This window comes from Marixanthomonas spongiae (genome assembly GCF_003095375.1).
GTDB lineage: Bacteria > Bacteroidota > Bacteroidia > Flavobacteriales > Flavobacteriaceae > Marixanthomonas > Marixanthomonas spongiae.
The window spans coordinates 288,707-307,171 of sequence record NZ_QEHR01000001.1 but is presented as its reverse complement, the minus strand read 5'-3'; the positions used below and the strand labels follow the sequence as shown (position 1 = coordinate 307,171).

General features: G+C 41.6%; 16 protein-coding genes. 5 read left to right on the top strand and 11 right to left on the bottom strand.

The genetic code is table 11. From position 1 onward, the window contains the following. Positions 1 to 7: 7 nt before the first annotated feature. The 6 genes from rodA to purH form a co-directional block, all read right to left on the bottom strand. Positions 8 to 1,279 (bottom strand): rod shape-determining protein RodA, encoded by a 1,272-nt coding sequence (rodA, locus tag DDV96_RS01505; protein WP_116692966.1) that lies wholly within the window; start codon positions 1,277 to 1,279, stop codon positions 8 to 10. After that, positions 1,279 to 3,141 carry a penicillin-binding protein 2 gene (gene mrdA, locus DDV96_RS01500; RefSeq protein WP_116692965.1) on the bottom strand — a complete coding sequence of 621 codons (1,863 nt, stop codon included), beginning with the start codon at positions 3,139 to 3,141 and terminating at the stop codon, positions 1,279 to 1,281. Before mrdA ends, rodA begins: the two co-directional genes overlap by 1 nt. Before the next feature lie 56 nt (positions 3,142 to 3,197). After that, on the bottom strand, positions 3,198 to 3,704 hold the full coding sequence (locus DDV96_RS01495; RefSeq protein WP_116692964.1) for a rod shape-determining protein MreD: 507 nt from the start codon (positions 3,702 to 3,704) through the stop codon (positions 3,198 to 3,200). Continuing rightward, positions 3,694 to 4,521 (bottom strand): rod shape-determining protein MreC, encoded by an 828-nt coding sequence (gene mreC / locus DDV96_RS01490; protein ID WP_116692963.1) that lies wholly within the window; start codon positions 4,519 to 4,521, stop codon positions 3,694 to 3,696. The genes DDV96_RS01495 and mreC overlap by 11 nt, the downstream gene beginning before the upstream one ends. A gap of 140 nt (positions 4,522 to 4,661) precedes the next feature. Then, entirely contained in the window at positions 4,662 to 5,690 is a 1,029-nt protein-coding gene (locus DDV96_RS01485) for a rod shape-determining protein (protein WP_116692962.1), read from the bottom strand. Between the two features lie 64 nt (positions 5,691 to 5,754). Further along, entirely contained in the window at positions 5,755 to 7,287 is a 1,533-nt protein-coding gene (purH, locus tag DDV96_RS01480; RefSeq protein WP_116692961.1) for a bifunctional phosphoribosylaminoimidazolecarboxamide formyltransferase/IMP cyclohydrolase, read from the bottom strand. Between the two features lie 224 nt (positions 7,288 to 7,511). On the opposite strand from purH, the gene DDV96_RS01475 reads away from it, so the two are divergent. Beyond that, positions 7,512 to 8,768 (top strand): ABC transporter permease, encoded by a 1,257-nt coding sequence (locus DDV96_RS01475; RefSeq protein ID WP_116692960.1) that lies wholly within the window; start codon positions 7,512 to 7,514, stop codon positions 8,766 to 8,768. Between the two features lie 101 nt (positions 8,769 to 8,869). Here the strand turns inward: DDV96_RS01475 and DDV96_RS01470 are convergent, their stop codons facing one another. Together DDV96_RS01470 and DDV96_RS01465 are read right to left on the bottom strand one after the other, a co-directional pair. Continuing rightward, positions 8,870 to 10,180: an OmpA family protein gene (locus DDV96_RS01470; protein ID WP_116692959.1), complete on the bottom strand. Its 1,311-nt coding sequence runs from the start codon at positions 10,178 to 10,180 to the stop codon at positions 8,870 to 8,872. A 272-nt stretch (positions 10,181 to 10,452) separates the two neighbouring features. Then, entirely contained in the window at positions 10,453 to 10,908 is a 456-nt protein-coding gene (locus tag DDV96_RS01465; RefSeq protein WP_116692958.1) for a GAF domain-containing protein, read from the bottom strand. A gap of 89 nt (positions 10,909 to 10,997) precedes the next feature. Between DDV96_RS01465 and xrtF the strand changes: the two genes are divergently transcribed. The 4 genes from xrtF to DDV96_RS01445 all read left to right on the top strand — a co-directional run bounded on the left by xrtF (position 10,998) and on the right by DDV96_RS01445 (position 13,457). Continuing rightward, complete coding sequence (gene xrtF / locus DDV96_RS01460) at positions 10,998 to 11,549, top strand: exosortase family protein XrtF (RefSeq protein WP_116692957.1); 552 nt, start codon at positions 10,998 to 11,000, stop codon at positions 11,547 to 11,549. Further along, positions 11,542 to 11,967: an exosortase F system-associated membrane protein gene (locus tag DDV96_RS01455; protein WP_116692956.1), complete on the top strand. Its 426-nt coding sequence runs from the start codon at positions 11,542 to 11,544 to the stop codon at positions 11,965 to 11,967. Before xrtF ends, DDV96_RS01455 begins: the two co-directional genes overlap by 8 nt. A 46-nt stretch (positions 11,968 to 12,013) precedes the next feature. Continuing rightward, positions 12,014 to 12,559 carry a DUF3347 domain-containing protein gene (locus DDV96_RS01450; RefSeq protein WP_116692955.1) on the top strand — a complete coding sequence of 182 codons (546 nt, stop codon included), beginning with the start codon at positions 12,014 to 12,016 and terminating at the stop codon, positions 12,557 to 12,559. A gap of 61 nt (positions 12,560 to 12,620) precedes the next feature. Then, positions 12,621 to 13,457 carry an NHL repeat-containing protein gene (locus DDV96_RS01445; protein WP_116692954.1) on the top strand — a complete coding sequence of 279 codons (837 nt, stop codon included), beginning with the start codon at positions 12,621 to 12,623 and terminating at the stop codon, positions 13,455 to 13,457. Between the two features lie 565 nt (positions 13,458 to 14,022). On the opposite strand, the gene groL is transcribed toward DDV96_RS01445, so the two are convergent. The 3 genes from groL to DDV96_RS01430 all read right to left on the bottom strand — a co-directional run bounded on the left by groL (position 14,023) and on the right by DDV96_RS01430 (position 18,267). Continuing rightward, positions 14,023 to 15,660, bottom strand: a complete 1,638-nt coding sequence (groL, locus tag DDV96_RS01440) for a chaperonin GroEL (protein WP_116692953.1) — start codon at positions 15,658 to 15,660, stop codon at positions 14,023 to 14,025. A gap of 162 nt (positions 15,661 to 15,822) precedes the next feature. Further along, complete coding sequence (locus DDV96_RS01435) at positions 15,823 to 16,098, bottom strand: co-chaperone GroES (RefSeq protein WP_116692952.1); 276 nt, start codon at positions 16,096 to 16,098, stop codon at positions 15,823 to 15,825. A gap of 258 nt (positions 16,099 to 16,356) precedes the next feature. Next, positions 16,357 to 18,267: a tail fiber domain-containing protein gene (locus DDV96_RS01430; protein WP_116692951.1), complete on the bottom strand. Its 1,911-nt coding sequence runs from the start codon at positions 18,265 to 18,267 to the stop codon at positions 16,357 to 16,359. Positions 18,268 to 18,465: the final 198 nt, after the last annotated feature.

Sequence of the window (18,465 nt, the reverse complement as noted above, 5' to 3'; positions counted from 1 at the left end):
AAAAAAATTACAGGCCGTAATACGAGTTGGCGCCGTCCAGCCTAATGAAAATAAATATAAGGATGGTAAAGCCCCATAAGGCAGAACCGCCGTAACTAAAAAGGGGCAAGGGGATGCCCACGGTGGGGAAAAGCCCCGTGACCATGCCAATGTTCACAAAAAAATGGAAAAAAAGGATGGAGGCCACACTGTAGCCATAAATTCTGCTAAACGCATTTTTTTGACGTTCAGCCAATATCAAAATCCTAACGATCAAGCCTACAAACAAAAACACGACTACCATACTGCCCAAAAAGCCCCACTCTTCGCCCACAGTGCTGAAAATATAATCGGTATGCTGCTCGGGCACAAATTTACCTTTGGTTTGGGTTCCTTCGGTCCAGCCCTTGCCCAGCCATCTGCCACTGCCAATGGCTATTTCACTTTGGTTGAGGTTGTAGCCAATCCCTTTGGAATCTACCTCTTTCCCCAATAAAATATTGAAACGGTCCCGCTGGTGCTGCTGAAAGACATTATTGAATATATAGTTTACCGAAAATGAAAACCCAATACAGGCAGCAACAATAACGATGTATTTTAATGTGTTGGGACGTTTCCGTTTGAATTTATAAAAATCCACCATAAAAATGAAGACGGCAAGGAGCAACACCATCCCACTTACCCAATACGCCCCGACCGCCAAGGTTAACACAAATAAAAAAGCTGCGAAAAAACCAAATAATAGGTAGATGAACGGCAACCCCTCCCGGTAGAGTGGGAAGATAAACGCGACGTAAATCAATAAACTTCCCGCATCAGGCTGCAGCAAAATAAGGATGGCCGGCAACGCTATGATAACGAAGGCTTTCAGCTGGTCGGTAAATTTATGGATGTCCACCTGTATGTCGGTTAAAAATTTGGACAAAGCCAAAGCGGTCGCTGCTTTCGCAAACTCACTAGGCTGGAGGCTTACTCCTCCCAAGGAATACCAAGCGGTTGCACCGGCAATGGTTTTTCCAAATACAAACAGCCCTAACAGGGAGAGCAGAGAAGCCAGATAAATAACACTGGCAAACCGTTCGTAAAATTTGGCTTCTATGGCGAGGATAAAAACAATGAGAATGACGCTCATAAAAATCCAGAGCAGTTGTTTGGTGTAAATTTGGTCTAAATCCCAAAAACTGGTTGCAGTAGTGTCTAAAGAGGCAGAGTAGATGTTCATCCAGCCCATGGCCACCAACGCTATGTATAAAAAAATGGTAAGCCAATCTAATTTTACCAAACCTTTGCCTGCCGCCATTACCTATTTATTTTAAAAGGTTCGCCACTGTAGGGTTTGGCATATTCTTCTTCCAAGCTACCTTCTAAAACATACTTCTCCATGTCTTTACGGGTAATTTCACCTTTCAAGTATTTTTCGATCATCAATCCAGCGATACGGCCAGCCCAGCGAGAGCCCCAATACCCGTTTTCAACAAAAACGGCCAAAGCTATTTTTGGGTTGTCTTTAGGGGCAAATGCTACAAAGATACTGTGGTCTGTCAATTGCATGCGTTTTCCGTCCACCCGGATGAAATTTTCAGCAGTACCGGTTTTACCGCAGATTTCAATATCGGGAATACCAATGTAATAGGCGGTTCCGCTGGTATAAACTTGGTGCATGCCTTCTACAACAGGTTCAAAATATTTTGGGTCTATGGTGGTTTGGTGCTTCGTGGTATATTCACTGGGTATCGTATCGGTTCCTTCTATTTTTTTTATCACATGTGGTGTGTAATACCAACCCCGGTTGGCAATGGCCGCAGTAAAATTGGCCATTTGAATGGGGGTCATCAACACCTCGCCTTGGCCTATGGCATTCGATATGGTCGCCGTGGCATACCAATTATTGTTGGGATACATACGGTTATAGGTTTCGGCATCTGGTATTTTGCCAGGTCGGCCACTGGGCAGGTCATAGCCTAAATAATGACCGAGGCCAAAACTTTCCAGATGATTTTCCCAAGCATTCATCCCCTTTTGGGGTGTTGGGTATTTTTCTATCGACCGTCTGTACACTGTACAAAAGTACGTGTTGCATGAATTGGCGATACCGCCTACCATGGCCAATGGACTGGGGTGGCGGTGACAGGCCAGTTTCCTTCCTCTTCCGTAGAAATAACCACCGTGGCAAGCAATGTGTTCTTGACTGTCGATCACGGCTTCTTGCATCCCTATTAAGGCCGTTAAGGTTTTAAAAGGGGACCCAGGAGGATATTCGCCTTGTAACCCACGGTCAAATAGAGGTTTTGCTATGGTATCGTACCATAATCTCGTAAAGTTTTTAGACCGCTCCCGTCCTACCAATAAGCCGGGATCGTAGTTAGGTGCCGTAACCAAGCTCAATATCTCCCCGGTTTCCGGTTCTATGGCCACAATACCGCCACGTTTGTTGACCATCAATTTCTCGCCGTACTCTTGCAGCTTTTCGTCTATGGTAAGGGTAAGGTCTTTTCCTTTTTTGGGAAGGGTATCGAAAGCGCCATTGTTAAAAGGGCCAATGTCCCGGTTAAACCGGTCTTTCTGGATGTATTTAACGCCTTTTACGCCCCGCAACAATTCTTCGTATTGAAGTTCAACGCCTTGTTTGCCTATCAGCTCCCCCATTTGGTAATACGGGTTCTCTTTAATGATGCGCTTATTCACTTCGGCGATGTAGCCTAATACGTTGGCCGAGTGCGCTACTTGGTAATCGCGCAACGAACGTTTTTGGATATAAAACCCTTCGTATTTGTACATCTTTTCAGAAAGAAACGCATATTCAGATTTTGTTAACTGCGGAATCACCACCGAAGGCAATCTTGGCGAATACACATGGGCTTTTTGCAAAATTGTGTCGAACCTGCCTTTGGTGATTTTAAGCAATTTGCAAAATTCGGTGGTGTCCAATGGTTTTACCTCCCTAGGGATGACCATCACGTCATAAGACGGTTGATTGGAGACCAACAGTTCGCCATTACGGTCAAAAATATAGCCGCGCTGTGGGTAGTCGTAAAGTACTTTTACGGCATTGTTCTGCGATAATTGCTGAAATGAGGTGTCGTACACTTGTAAATAGAACAAACGTCCGGCAAAAACCACGCCGGTGATCAAGACTACAACAAGTAATAAAATTTTGCGCATGCTGGGAACTCCCTTTCTTTATGGGGCTTTAATTAATATTGTATTGATCGTGGTCGTTAGTTTTTCCTGCTGAATAAAATTAATAAACTCATTAATAGCAGTATAGTAAAAATTCCTGAAAATAACGTTGATTTTAATATTAAAAGTATGTGGGAAAAATTAAATACTTCAAGACTAAACAGAATAATATGATGCAGTAGCACCAATATGGAAATATATGAAAACCGCTGTGCCATAGAGGTCTTGTAGATTTTTATGTTATTGTGCTCATAACTGATGCCGAAAGAAAATTTGAGTATCCAAGGCCGCACATAAGCGATAAGCACAGAAGCTGCCGCATGCACCCCGCCCGAATCGCCAAAAATGTCTATGGAAAAGCCTAATAAAAAACTTAGAAAAATCAATAGCCCTTTGTTGCCGTCCAGCGGAAAAAGCACTATAAAAAGGATATAGCCGTAAGGGTTGATATATCCTAAAAAATTAATGTGGTTGAGCAGCAATACCTGCAATAAAACCAACAGCACAAAGCGTAAGGCATTTATTAAAATGGCGTTATTCTGCATGTTCTACTTGGTTTTCGAGTTGCAGGATTTCTTCGCTGTTCGTATTTTCGATTAAATAGACGTGTTTTAAGTTGGTCATATCATTGAACAGCTTAACTTGCAGATCGTAGTAATTATCGGCTTCGTCAAGGTTGTATTCTTGTATGGTGCCAATTAATATTCCTTCGGGGAAAATGGTCGATTTTCCGCCAGTGATTATGGTGTCACCAAATTTTACGGGAGCCAATCTGGGAATGTCTATTAACTGAACGATATTTGGGTCTTTGGTGTCCCAAGTCAACGTACCAAAGTGGTTCGATTTTTTTAACCGGGCATTGATCTGGCTCTCGGTGTTCAAAATGGACTGGACGGTCGAAAAGTTTTCTGAAACGGCATTAACAATACCGATGATCCCTTTTGAAGAAATAACGCCCATATCGATTTTAACACTGTCTTTTTTCCCTTTTTGGAGCGTGAGGTAGTTTTTTGATTTTGAATAGGTGTTGTTGATAATTCGGGCACTTTTGTATTTGAACCCAGAAGGGATTGTGATGCTGTCTGCACCATGGCTTTCATCGCTGCTTTTTAACGCTTCCAGTTGCGTTCTCAGCCTTTTGTTCTCTTCCAAAAGCCGCTGGTTTTGCTCGTCAAGGCCAAAATACCCGGTTACATTGCTCTTGGCGCTAAAAACGTTTCCACTTATAAAATTGGCCGAACTCACATATTTGCCATTGTGGTAGCCATGCGTTTGTATGGTTAAGTAAACTGAAACAAAAAACAAGACAGCAAACAACAGGAAGTTTTTATTCCGAATAAAGAAAAAGATTATCTGTTGCATGTGCCTTAAATTTTAGGATTGTTTTGCGGTACAGGGCAATGGTGTTGGTTCCTCTTTTTTAAACTTAGGCATGAAATCTCATGTCATAAACGTGCTTTTAATGCTTTTGGTGCAGCCGTCCCTTTTTAAGCCAAGGCGGTTTATTTTATCAATACACTTTTGTATTTGTTCAGGTTTTTCAGGCAGATTCCCGTGCCACGTACTACTGCCCGCAACGGGTCTTCGGCGATATAAACTGGAAGATCGGTTTTTTGGGACAGTCGTTTGTCCAGCCCCCTTAGCATAGAACCACCACCGGCCAGGTAAATACCGGTATTGTAAATATCGGCAGCTAATTCGGGAGGGGTTTGCGATAAAGTTTCCATAACCGCATCTTCAATACGCAGTATGGATTTATCCAATGCTTTCGCTATTTCCCTGAACGACGTCTGCACCTGTTTTGGTTTTCCGGTAAGCAAATCACGTCCTTGCACCGACATTTCTTCGGGCGGAAGCTCCAAATCTTCGGTCGCTGCCCCTATTTGGATTTTTATTTTTTCAGCAGTGCGTTCTCCAACATACAAGTTGTGCTGGGTGCGCATATAATAAATAATATCGTTGGTGAACACATCGCCCGCAATTTTAACCGATTTGTCGCAAACAATTCCGCCTAAGGCTATTACGGCAATTTCAGTAGTACCACCTCCTATATCGACCACCATATTTCCTTTGGGCTGCATAATATCCACACCAATACCAATGGCCGCTGCCATAGGTTCGTGGATAAGATACACTTCTTTGCCGTTTACCCGTTCGGCACTTTCTTTAACCGCGCGCATTTCCACCTCGGTAATCCCGCTGGGAATACAAACGACCATTCTTAGGGAAGGGGTAAGCCATTTTTTCTTTAACGCCGGAATGTCCTTGATGAACATATTGATCATTTTTTCACTGGCGTCAAAATCGGCAATTACACCATCTTTGAGCGGGCGTATTGTTTTAATGTTTTCGTGCGTTTTCCCTTGCATCATGCTGGCTTCGCGGCCCACGGCGATGATTTTTCCGGTACTGCGGTCGCGTGCAACGATGGAGGGGGCATCTACCACAACCTTGTCGTTGTGGATGATGAGGGTGTTGGCGGTTCCTAAATCGATGGCTATTTCTTCTGTTAAGAAATCAAAAAATCCCATAGTTTATGTTGGTGGTATTGAAATTATACGTGATAAGCTGCTGCTGTTCACAAATGTAACATTTTTAGTGTTTAAAATGACGGGTACCGGTAAATACCATGGCCATATTGTTTTCGTTGCAATAATCAATGCTCAGCTCGTCTTTTATGGAGCCTCCGGGTTGGATTACTGCCGTAATTCCGGCCTTGTCCGCTATTTCCACACAATCTGGAAACGGAAAAAAAGCATCACTGGCCATAACAGCCCCATCTAAGTTGAACTTAAAGCTCTTCGCTTTTTCAATGGCTTGCCGTAGCGCATCTACCCGCGAGGTTTGCCCAGTCCCGCTGGCACAAAGCTGTTTGTTTTTGGCTAAAACAATGGTGTTGCTCTTGGTGTGCTTGCATATTTTTGAAGCAAACAACAAATCTTCTAACTCACTATCGGTCGGTTTATTGTTGGTTTTGTGCGTTAATTCTTCTTTAGTATCCGTTTTGTTATCTTTGTCCTGTACCAAAGCACCGTTCAAACAACTTCTGGTGATGGTTTCAGGAAGTTTCGTTTCTTTCTGCATTAGCACTATCCTGTTCTTTTTTCCTTTCAGGGTTTCCAATGCTTTTTCTGAAAAAGAAGGGGCGATCACCACTTCGCAGAAGAGCTTATGAATCTCTTCGGCAGTTGCTTCATCAATTTCGGTATTACTGATTAAAATACCACCGAATGCCGAAACCGGATCGCCTGCCAATGCGTCTAAGTACGCCTGTTTCACGGTTTCGCGTTGGGCAATTCCGCAGGCGTTGTTGTGTTTTAATATGGCGAAAGTTGGGGCCTCGTTTTTAAATTCAGCCATTAGATTTACGGCCGCATCCACATCCAAGAGGTTGTTGTAACTTAATTCTTTTCCGTGTAATTTATCGAACATGGCATCAAAATCCCCAAAAAAATACCCTTTTTGATGCGGGTTTTCGCCATACCTCAATACCTTGCCTTTTGTTTCGCTTATTTTCAGTGACGTGATTTTTTCTTCGGAATTAAAATAATTGAATATTGCTGAGTCGTAATGCGATGAAACATTAAAAGCTTTTGCAGCGAATTTCTTTCTGTCGTTTAATGAAACTGAACCCTTGTTTTCTGAAATTAACTGCAACACTTCTTCGTAATCTTCCATAGAAGAAACGCAAAGCGTATCCTTAAAGTTTTTGGCTGCGGCACGGATTAAGGAAATACCGCCAATATCTATTTTTTCAATAATATCCGCTTCCGAAGCGCCCGAAGTGACTGTTTTTTCAAAAGGGTATAAGTCCACGATCACCAAATCCAGCTGCGGGATGTTGTACTGTTCCATTTCGGCTACATCGTCATCGTTGTCTTGCCGGTTTAAAATACCGCCAAAAACCTTTGGGTGCAGTGTTTTTACTCGACCACCAAGAATGGAAGGGTAATCGGTCACGTCTTCAACAGGAATGACATCCACGCCCAGATCGTTGATGAATTTTTGTGTTCCGCCCGTAGAATAGATGGTTACACCCAGTTTGTCAAGTTGCTTAACAATAGGGGCCAGCCCATCTTTATGGAATACCGAAATTAATGCCGAAGTGATTTTTTTTGTGTTGCCCATGAAATGAAATTTAAACCCTGCCGGTTTTTGCTTTTAACTTGAGTGGCAGGCGGCAAAAGTACATAATTACCTATAAAACTGTAACAAAATAATGCAGAATCCGTCTTATGGTTTCAAACTGTTTCCAAACAATTTTGATACCTTGTGGTTTTAAAAGCAATGAAACGGTTTTCAATAGAAACAGCAGTGATATATTGCTTTACCATTAAATTCCTGAAAAACGAATGTTGGTTTATTTACGGGTTTTAAAAGAAAGCTTTGGCTTTGCGGTCAATGCGCTTAAAAACAACAAACTTCGCACCTTTTTGTCGTTGGTGGGGGTTACCATTGGTATTTTTTCCATTATAGCGGTATTGGCGGCGGTCGATTCGCTTAAAAAGGAAATAGAGGGCAATATCAGTTCACTGGATAAAAGCACGATTATCCTATCGCATTTCTCCTTTGGGCCAACCCATGTGCCGCGATGGAAACGGGAGCAGTTTCCCATGGTAACGTACGAAGAATACCAATACCTTGAAAGCAGTGTGCCTAACCTAGATTATGCCACTTATACTTTAAATGTGCCCAATGAGACCATTAAATACGGAGACAACCAAATTAGTGATGTACCCATTGGCGCAGTAACCAGCAGTTACTATTACATTGAGGCCCTGCAGTTGGACTCGGGCAGGTTTTTTAATGGAGCCGAATCCAACAGCGGCTCGCCCGTGGTGGTATTGGGGTATGAAATTGCCCAAAAACTATTTAACGGAAGCGAACAGGCCATTGGTAAGCAAGTGCGTATTTACGGCAGGAAATTTACAGTAATCGGGGTCCTTGAAAAAGAAGGAGCGGGCTTGTTTGGCGGCTCTAAAGATACTTCCGTATGGATGCCGGTGAACATAGTGCGGCGTATGTATGGCGACAACAATAAAAGTACCTTTCCGCAAATTGTGATCAAGCCAAAAAAAGATATAGACAACGAAGAGTTCATTGCCCTGTTAGGACAAAAACTGCGGCTGAAAAGAGGCCTTAAACCCGATGAGGTAAGCAGTTTTTTTGTCAACCAATTGCAGGGCTTCGCCGATTTGATTGATAATATTACTAGCCAAATGAATTTGGCGGGATGGTTTATCAGTGGATTTTCCTTGCTGGTGGGCGGTTTTGGCATTGCCAATATTATGTTTGTGAGCGTAAAGGAACGGACCAATTTAATTGGGATACAAAAATCGTTGGGTGCCAAAAACCGGTTTATCTTGCTGCAGTTTTTGTTTGAGGCGGTTATTTTGGCTGTAATTGGTGGGTTGATCGGGTTATTCCTGGTCTTTTTGGTTTCAATTTTAGCGTCTCAATTTACGGGTGATTTTGAGTTTGTGCTGTCTCTGTGGAATATGTTTGTCGGTACGGCCATTTCAGCAGTAATTGGGCTTATATCGGGTATTCTTCCGGCAATTTCAGCTTCAAAACTGGATCCGGTTGAGGCGATTAGGACAGGGATGTAACTATTCGGAAAAATTTCAAACTTTAAACCCAAATTTTAAAAAAAACCAATTTTCAAGCTTTGGGCTTCGCCTTCGAGGTTCCAACTTGTGTCTTCTTAAGCTTAATTTTTCTTTATTTCCACCCTTCTATTCAGTGCTTTTCCTGTTTCGGTTTTATTGCTGGCTACGGGTGCTTTTTCACCTTTTCCCTCGGCTTTGAGTCTTGCCGCGTCAATTCCTTTGGCAATGAGCAATTTGATGATGGATTTGGCTCTTCTGTTGGAGAGGTCTTGGTTTGCAGATTCAGTGCCGTCAGCGTCTGTATGCCCAACAATGGTAAGCGATAATTCTGGGTTTTCATTAAGTAGGTTGGTTAAAGCCTCTAAAGTAGCTTTGGATTCAGGTTTGGGAGCATCTTTATTGGTGTCGAAATAAATCCCGTAAAGGTCCACAGAACCTTTTTTGTCAAGCTGTTCTTTCATAAACTCGCCAGATTCCTTTTTTTGTTTTAGAATGAGCTCTACCCTCTTTTTATCGTCTTTATTTAACTCTACCACTACGTTTGCCGATTCATATCCGCTTTTATTTCCATTGACGGAAATGAGCCCTACCGGAATATCTTGAAAATTAAACTTACCTTCTGCATCGCTTAACGTTTCTGCAAGTGCATTGGTGTTAACGGAAACATTTTGTACAGGATTACGCTGTTCATCCAAGACCACTCCGTAAACAGTGCCTGTGCATTCGTAGTTGCCTTTAGGGTTAATGAGCACGTTAACAAAGTCTATTGCAAAACCATCGCCTGCGCCTGTTAAAGGATCGTCGATAAGGATTTCAACTTTTCCATCGGCAAATAATGCTATGTCTTCGGGTAAAATACCGAGGTTTACCAATTTGCCAATAGGCCCGGTTTGCTTGAGGGAGTTGAGTACTTTTTCAACATAGGGAAGCCGTTTTCCGTCCACTGAAAATTGGAACGACGATCCCCAAACGGGGGCTTGAAAATCGTCTGCAAAAAGCTGGATGATCACGTTTTTTATAGGAATGTTTACTTTATCATATTCTATTGTAATGGGGGTTGGAGCGTTATCCGGCCTTTTGGTCCTGGCTGCGTAGCCGTCGCTTCTGCCTTTACCCTTATAGCCGCTTCCAAGGATGATCTTGTCGGTTCCTGGAGGGTCTTTCGGGTCGATATCCCAAGGATATTTGTGTTTTTTAGTGTTTTTGCCGCAAAAAGGATCGAACCCTTCCGACCAGCCGAAACCAAGGTTGTCAATATCACCCACCCTTATTTCAATGTCGGCCTGGTTGCTGTTGGTTGTATACTGGTAATGTTTGCTAAAATTGGTTTGCGCTGACGCACAATAGCTTGTCAATAAAATGCCAACTATTGCTACGGGCACTACTTTTTGGATAGTTTTTAAAACATACATAAGAAAAAAGATTTTACGGTGTATAGGAGTTGTTGTTGTATTGACATAGAAAATTTTACCGGAAATAATAGGCAAGAACTATTGATTAGTCAATAATATTCCCATCAAATATATAGATATTTAATAAAACACTACTGTGAAGATAAATTAGTTCTATTTCCACTTGATGTGTTCAAGTAGTGTCGGCTTTCAAATTAAAATCGGTGGAATGGATTTTATTTAGATGGAAGTCACAAAAAAAGAAAAGATTTGAGCTTCCCGCACCCGGCAATCTACAATATTTCAGCAACTTGCTGGTTTACCCATTCTAGAAAACGTTCATCTTCTTCCGAAAAAGGATCTTCGGTATGGGAGTCGATGTCTATTTGTCCAACGTTTTTTCCGTCTTTAAATAATGGGACCACAATTTCTGCTTTTACGTACATACTGCACGCAATGTAGTTGTTCTGGGCTTTTACATCGGCCACCACAAAATTGGAATTGGTTTCGGCCACTTGTCCACAGATGCCTTTTCCAAAGGGGATGACGGTATGGTCGGTAGGTTCGCCGGCAAAAGCTTTTAAATGCAAGGTTTTTTCCTTGTGGTTGGCAAAATAAAACCCAACCCAGTCGTAATAGCCCATGGTAGTCTGTAACAGTTCGCAGATTTCTGTTAGGCGTTGGCCAATGCTTTCCTTGTCATGTGCTAAAATTGTGGTTACTTTGGGTTTTAAAGCGTCAAAAGGCATAATTGTTTATTTATAGGTAAAAGTATTTTAAAACCAAGACAAACGCCAACGGTAAATGCTTTATTTTTGTTAAAATTTATTCGGATTCATTGAAAAAACTGTTTGTAAAATATAAGGAGGTTGTCCGCTTTGTGCTTCTGTTTTTGGGCACTTATCTGTTGTTTACTTTTTTGTACTCGTTGTATTTAAAGTACGCTGAAAATGGTGCCTTTTATCCCGATTTTTTTACCAATCTGGTGGCTCGGCAAAGCAACGAAGTGATTCGTGCCTTTGGGTACGAGGCAATGGTAAAGCCAGATGTACCGGGATCGTCGATGGGGCTTTACATTAATGAGGTGTTTTTGGCGCGCGTAGTTGAAGGCTGCAATGCGATAAGCATTTTAATCTTGTTTGTTTCGTTTATAATTGCTTTTGCGCAAAAAGTTAAAAAAACACTTCTTTTTATTTTTGCTGGCGTAGCCTTGCTGTATGCGGTGAATATCCTGCGCATTGCAATTTTAACCATCGCACTGTACCATTACCCCGAATACAATGAGTTTTTGCACAAAATTGTGTTTCCCGCCATTATCTATGGCATGGTGTTTTTTTTGTGGTTGTTTTGGGTGCGCGGAATTTCAATAAAACCACAAAGCAATGGGTAAACCATTAACAGTGTTTTTATTGCTGTTGGCCGTACTGGGTTTGGTCGCTGTTCGTTTTTTTGAAACAACGCTCTTTTACGACCCGCTGACTGTATTTTTTGAAACAGGGTATCTAAGCCAAGAACTTCCTGCTTTTGACGGCTTCAAGCTATTGGGGAACATTTTTATAAGGTATGTGCTAAACACCGTCTTGTCGTTATGCGTTATTTGGCTGCTTTTTAAAAAGACCGAAATACTAAAACTGTCCCTGCTGTTGTATGCTGTCTTATTCTTAATACTCGCATTGGCCTATATCCTGTTGCTTTACACCTATCAAGAGGGAAATTACCTCACCCTTTTCTACGTGCGCCGTTTTTTGATTCAACCGTTGTTTTTATTGATCTTGTTGCCGGCGTTCTATTTTCAGAAAAAATCATAAAGCATTTTGTATCTTTGGAAGATATTAATTTTTGAAAACCATTCTTATGAAAAAGTACGCATTTCTTTCTGTTTTATTCGTGGCGATCACCGCTATTTCGTGCAATGACACTAAAAAACAAGCCGAACCGGAAATAAAAACCGTTGATACCAACGCGGAAAGTGAACCCTATACCGCAGCAAAAACCGATGCCGAATTTAAAGATGAAAAAATGGCCAAGGTTTTTGACCAATACATACAATTGAAAACAGCTTTAGTAAACACCGATGCCGAAAAAGCCTCAGCGAAAGCATCAGAACTTATGACTGCTTTTGCCAATGTGGGCGTGGACGATGTCGCATTGCAAGCTGTACAGGATATTGAAGAAAGCGATGATATTAAAGCCCAGCGTACCGCTTTTGTTACCGTTACTTCCGAAGTTGAAAAAATGATGGACGACGCTTTGGCTTCCGGTACCATTTACAAACAGTACTGCCCAATGGCCTTCAACAACGAAGGTGCCTACTGGTTGAGTGAAAGCAAGGATATCATGAACCCCTATTTTGGCGATAAAATGCTGAAATGTGGTCGGGTAGATGCCGAAATACAATAAGTGAAACTGTTTTGGCCAATACTTGGTCGTTGCTTTTTTTTGTATATATGAAATTTTCTGTATGAAAAATTTAGTTGCATTGCTGTTTGCTGTCGTTTTACTGGCTTCTTGCTCAAACTCCAACAAAGAAGAACCGCCGAAATGGCAAGCGGTAAAAACCATTAAACTGGAAGGGGTAAGCCCGATGGGAATTGCAGAAATAAGCAACACACTTTGGGTGAGCGATGCCGTTGGCAACCGCATTGTTTCAGTAGCCGAAAACAACGAAGCCATACAGACTTTAGACTCATTTGTCCGCCCCATGCACATAGCTACCGATGGCAAAAACCTGTTTGTGCCCGAGTTCAACAACAATCAAGTGATGATAACCTCTGGCGTGCAGCGGGCTGTAATACCTGTTGGGGATAGTCTTTCCAAGCCCTCTGCAGTCTCGGTTTTCGAGAATGAGATGGCGGTTTCGTATTTCGAGGATAATCAGGTGCTGTATTCCAATAATGGCAAAGACTGGCTTCACATTGGTAAAAACGCTACAGAAGAAGCGGCATTAAACCAACCCACCGATGTGCAGATCACCCAAGACAACATCTGGGTGGCCGATGGGTACAACAACCGGGTGCAGGTGTATAGCAAAGACGGGAAGTTGCTGAATACTATTGGCGAACAAGACAGTATCGATGTGGCGATGGGGTTGTTTGTTTCTGAAAAAGAACTTTTTGTAACCGATTTTGACAACAACCGTGTGTTGGTTTATGACCACCAGGGGGAATTACTTCAGGAACTTACCAAAGACATCAAGAGCCCTTCCGAGGTTTACCTGCAAAACGATAGGCTTTTTATTTTGAATTACCTGGCAAGCAGTATGGTTGTTTATAAAAAGAAAGCTACCGAAACAGAGTGATTAGCCGGTTGATATGTTTATAAACCTTGAAAAAAGTTTAGTTAAATTTTAGCTAACAGCGTATCACGAATACTTTTTCGACGTAAATTTACAGTGTTCTTAAATTAGAATATTATGGGACAACAAAAGTCAAACAGTAAGCCGATGCCTGCAAAGGCACAGCCTAAAAAACAGGCTAAAAAGGCTCCACAGACTGCTGCTAAGAAGAAGTAATTTGTGGCGGGTTTATTTCGTATAAACCTTTCCTGCAAGGTTTTTAAACTTTGTAGGTGTAAAAAAGAAACTTAATGAGGAGAGAGACCACCCTTAAAAAAGGTGGTTTTTTTGGTTCTTAAAATAAACCAAGATGGCGTGTGTGCTCAACTAATCTAACCACGAAGAATGCTAAGAAAAATCCACGATGAGCACAACGGACTGAACGTTAAACCATCTCTCAAAATGAATGATTTTTAAAAGAAGTAAAAACAGAACATAGTTAAAGCAAAAAGTCCTTTGGATTTAAACCAAAGGACTTTTTTATAACAAATTATTCATTTGTATTGTTTTGGCCTTGTGTAGCTTAGGCTTACATCATGCCTGGCATTCCGCCGCCCATTGGGGGCATTCCGCCACCGCCTTCGTTGTCTTCTTTAATGTCAACCAAAGCACATTCGGTGGTCAAGATCATGCCGGCTACCGAAGCAGCATTTTCCAGTGCAATACGCGTTACTTTTTTAGGATCGATGATCCCTGCTTTCAGCATATCTACATAATCTTCTGTTTTGGCATCGTAACCAAAGTTCTTCTTGCCTTCCAACACTTTATTGATGACAACCGAACCTTCACCTCCCGCGTTTTCAACAATGGTGCGCAAAGGTGCTTCGATGGCGCGTGCCACAATCTGGATTCCAGTTGACTCATCCAAAGTGTCGGTGGTCAATTTTTCCAGTTTTTTCAGGGTGCGCACAAACGCTACGCCACCTCCGGCAACAATACCTTCTTCTACAGCGGCACGGGTGGCGTGCAAGGCATCGTCCACACGGTCTTTTTTCTCTTTCATTTCCACTTCAGAAGCGGCACCTACGTACAATACGGCTACACCGCCGGCCAACTTGGCCAAACGCTCTTGCAGCTTCTCTTTATCGTAGTCGCTGGTGGTCGATTCTATCTGGGCTTTAATTTGCCCTACTCTTGCTTTGATGTCGCTTTTGTTTCCAGCACCGTTTACAATAGTGGTGTTGTCTTTGTCAATGGTTACGTTTTCAGCAGAACCTAACATATCAACAGTTGCATTTTCTAGCGTGAAGCCGCGTTCTTCTGAAATTACGGTTCCACCGGTCAAAATAGCGATGTCTTCCAGCATAGCTTTTCTACGGTCGCCAAACCCTGGTGCTTTTACAGCAGCAATTTTTAGGCTTCCGCGCAATTTGTTCACCACTAAGGTAGCTAATGCTTCGCCTTCCACGTCTTCAGCAATGATCAATAGCGGTTTTCCTTGTTGCGCAACAGGTTCCAATACGGGAAGTAAGTCCTTCATATTGGTGATTTTCTTATCGAAAAGAAGAATCATAGGGTTTTCCAGTTCCGTTTGCATTTTTTCGCTGTCGGTCACAAAATAAGGTGACAAGAATCCACGGTCAAACTGCATTCCTTCCACTACGTCCACGTAGGTTTCGGTTCCTTTGGCTTCTTCTACAGTGATCACTCCTTCTTTACCAACTTTGCCGAACGCTTTGGCAATTAAATCGCCAATTTGCTCATCATTGTTGGCCGATATGGAAGCGACTTGTTTTATTTTATCGGAAGAGTTCCCCACTTTAGTGGTTTGCTTCTCAAGCTCTGCAACGATGGTTTCAACAGCTTTGTCGATTCCTCTTTTCAGTTCCATTGGGTTTGCGCCGGCAGCAACGTTTTTAAGGCCTTCTTTAACAATGGCCTGTGCTAAAACGGTTGCTGTGGTCGTACCATCACCAGCAAGGTCGTTGGTTTTGCTGGCTACTTCCTTTACCATCTGGGCGCCCATGTTTTCGAGAGCATCTTCCAGTTCAATTTCCTTTGCAACGGTTACACCGTCCTTGGTCACTTGTGGCGCACCAAAGGATTTGCTAATAATTACATTGCGACCTTTTGGGCCTAACGTTACTTTTACTGCGTTTGCCAATGCATCTACACCGCTTTTTATCGCGTTGCGTGCTTCTACATCAAATTTTATATCTTTTGCCATTTTAAAAATCTTTGATTTTTAAACTTCCTTGAAGGTGGAAGTTTTAGGTTAATTTTATTTTTATTGAGGTGTCCCCCTCTGTCCTGCGGACATCTCCTCCCGAAGGGGAGGAGAACAGGTATTTACTTTTATAAAAAAATTTGCTTGTGTTTTACAACACCCTTAGATGATCGCTAAAATATCATCTTCGCGCATGATAAGGTAGTCTTTCCCTTCATACTTTAAATCGGTGCCAGAATATTTTCCGTAAAGTACGGTATCGCCTTTTTTCACGGTCATTTCGTGGTCTTTTTTACCTTTTCCTACGGCTACCACGGTTCCTTTTTGTGGTTTTTCTTTGGCCGAATCAGGAATGATGATGCCGCTTGCAGTTTTGGTTTCTGCTTCTTGTGGTTCTACCAGAACCCGGTCTGAAAGGGGTTGAATCTTTACTGCCATATTTCTTTTTTGATTTATAACTTCCAAGAACCCTAAATAGTGTAGGGAGGAAGCTTGTTAAACTTATTGTTTTTATGTTCGGGATTTTAATAGGCAGAAACTGTGCCACTGCCTTTAAAACTGACACATTGAAACAAAAAATGCCAGCTTGGCAGAAGTGAATGTAAGATTACCCCTGATAAATTTTTTTATACGAAAAACCTAGCATAAAAAAACCGCCTTCAAGGAAAGCGGTTTAATTGTATTATTCTGAGAATTTTACTTGGCCGTAGCATCCATTAAGTCATCTTTTGAGTTGTCTGTTTTTTGAGTGTTTAAAACAACTTTCTTTAAAGCATCAAATTCTGCTTTTATACTTTGCAGCTCGCTTAATTTATTTTTTAAAATTTCAATTTCTTGTTGTTGTTCTTGAACGGCTTTGACGAGTGGGACAACGAATAATGAATAGCTAAGAGTGTAGTTGTCTTTTGTTAAATCATCTGGACGCTTGACACCGTTAAATTCATAGTCAAGTTTTTTGGCAAGGGCCTCTACTTCTTGCGCGATAAAACCAGTTTCGATTTGTTCAGTATTTGAGGCAATTTCATGTTCTTTTTTGAATTGACTTAATTTTTTTCTATTGAGTTTATACGTAATTGGACGTAAATTTTTAATGAATTTGAGACCAGGTACATTATGATGTATGTCGTATTTGAAACGGCCGTCAGATATATTTGTAAAAGCTGCATAACCTCCTATTGAAATTACATTTGAGTTGCCTAAACGAATTTGGTTTGTTCCTGCACTCGCACCATTTCCAATTGCTATTGAGTTTTCCCCATATGCATTAGCTTTATTGCCAATGGCTACTGCAGTTGTATCAGCTTCAGAATCATCACCTATTGCTACTGAAAGATCGCCGTAAGCATTGGCCAATCTACCAATTCCTATGCTACTAACATCAGCTTCACTTGAAAAACCAATAGCGATTCCATATTGGTCATACACATTTGCTTCGCTTCCTATGGCTACGGAACCAATCTCTGACGCCAAAGTATATCTTCCAATGGCTATTGCGTCAGTTTGGGAGGCATTAGAGCCTCTTCCAATGGCGGTTGCATCGGTTTGAGAGGCTTTAGCACCTGTCCCTATAGCTGTTGAATTCTTGAATGAAGCAGTTGCTTTACCAGTTAAGCCAGGTCCAATAGTACCTTGACCACCGATTGCAATCGATTTTTCTCCAGATGCTTCTGAATAACCTATTGAGATAGCAGATTGACCGCTAGCCTTAGAAGAACTTCCAATTGCTGTCGCAGTAGCACTTGCTACCGCTGTTCTTCCAAAAGCCAATGCACTACTACCTGAAGCATTTGCTTTATATCCGAATGCTAAAGCATTGTTTGCAGATGCAATGCTTTCATCGCCTATAGATATTGCACTCTCAGCTGATGCAATGCTTTTATTGCCTATAGCTATTGCTCTTTTTCCTGATGCATCGGATTCGGGACCGAAGGCCGAAGCTTTCTGTTCTGCTTTACTAAGGTGGCCAATACTAACAGCAGCCACTCCCGAAGCTTCCGAATTGTGTCCAAGTGCAACTGCAGAATTTTGTAAAGCTTGACTTGAGTTGCCAATAGCAATAGTATTGTATCTATCTGCTTTAGTGTTTCCCCCTAAGAGTAGTGATTTTCCAATAGCAATACCTCCACTTGTTTCTGTGCTGCCATTACCAAGTTCAATTCCGCCGGTAAAATTCAGTTGCCCATCTGGAGTAAAACTAAATTGCTGGGTGTTATTGGTGTAAATTTTAACGGGTTTATTGTTCGTAGTTCCAAAAAAGTCAGTGTCTTCAATTTTATTTCCCTCAAGCTCCCAACCTGCGCCTGTATTGGCGCCGGTATTAATGGCAACCCAATTAGGGATTGTTTGATCCCAATACAAAAATCCAGGCTGAAAACCACCAGATGCAGAGGTAAGAAAGATTAACATCCCGTTTTGATCTGCAGTAGGAACATTAGTTGGTAAGGCGTCCAATCTAGGAATAAGAATGCCGTCTGTATTGCTTGGCGATGTTGCATTATTTGCAGTAACATCGAGCATAGCCTTAGGATTGGTGTTGTTAATACCCACTTGGGCATTAACGGAAAAACAAAATAATAGGAGTAGAGGTAAAAAGAAGAGAGGTTTCATAAAAAGGGAGCTTAAATTTGCACTGACAATATAATATATCTAATTAATACGTCAAAACTTTGTTATTTTAATAATTATAAACGAATGTCATCATTAGTCATATATTGCTGAAAAACAAGATGATGCTTCTTGTTTAAATTATTGTTTTTTTTTAAGAGATTTCTTTTTTAAAAACGGGCAAAAAAAATGCCAGCTTAT

Bases quoted from the DNA above. Each gene is read 5' to 3' on its own strand.
- rodA (WP_116692966.1), bottom strand. From the start codon at position 1,279: ATGGCGGCAGGCAAAGGTTTGGTAAAATTAGATTGGCTTACCATTTTT.
- mrdA (WP_116692965.1), bottom strand. From the start codon at position 3,141: ATGCGCAAAATTTTATTACTTGTTGTAGTCTTGATCACCGGCGTGGTT.
- DDV96_RS01495 (WP_116692964.1), bottom strand. From the start codon at position 3,704: ATGCAGAATAACGCCATTTTAATAAATGCCTTACGCTTTGTGCTGTTG.
- mreC (WP_116692963.1), bottom strand. From the start codon at position 4,521: ATGCAACAGATAATCTTTTTCTTTATTCGGAATAAAAACTTCCTGTTG.
- DDV96_RS01485 (WP_116692962.1), bottom strand. From the start codon at position 5,690: ATGGGATTTTTTGATTTCTTAACAGAAGAAATAGCCATCGATTTAGGA.
- purH (WP_116692961.1), bottom strand. From the start codon at position 7,287: ATGGGCAACACAAAAAAAATCACTTCGGCATTAATTTCGGTATTCCAT.
- DDV96_RS01475 (WP_116692960.1), top strand. From the start codon at position 7,512: ATGTTGGTTTATTTACGGGTTTTAAAAGAAAGCTTTGGCTTTGCGGTC.
- DDV96_RS01470 (WP_116692959.1), bottom strand. From the start codon at position 10,180: ATGTATGTTTTAAAAACTATCCAAAAAGTAGTGCCCGTAGCAATAGTT.
- DDV96_RS01465 (WP_116692958.1), bottom strand. From the start codon at position 10,908: ATGCCTTTTGACGCTTTAAAACCCAAAGTAACCACAATTTTAGCACAT.
- DDV96_RS01455 (WP_116692956.1), top strand. From the start codon at position 11,542: ATGGGTAAACCATTAACAGTGTTTTTATTGCTGTTGGCCGTACTGGGT.
- DDV96_RS01450 (WP_116692955.1), top strand. From the start codon at position 12,014: ATGAAAAAGTACGCATTTCTTTCTGTTTTATTCGTGGCGATCACCGCT.
- DDV96_RS01445 (WP_116692954.1), top strand. From the start codon at position 12,621: ATGAAAAATTTAGTTGCATTGCTGTTTGCTGTCGTTTTACTGGCTTCT.
- groL (WP_116692953.1), bottom strand. From the start codon at position 15,660: ATGGCAAAAGATATAAAATTTGATGTAGAAGCACGCAACGCGATAAAA.
- DDV96_RS01435 (WP_116692952.1), bottom strand. From the start codon at position 16,098: ATGGCAGTAAAGATTCAACCCCTTTCAGACCGGGTTCTGGTAGAACCA.
- DDV96_RS01430 (WP_116692951.1), bottom strand. From the start codon at position 18,267: ATGAAACCTCTCTTCTTTTTACCTCTACTCCTATTATTTTGTTTTTCC.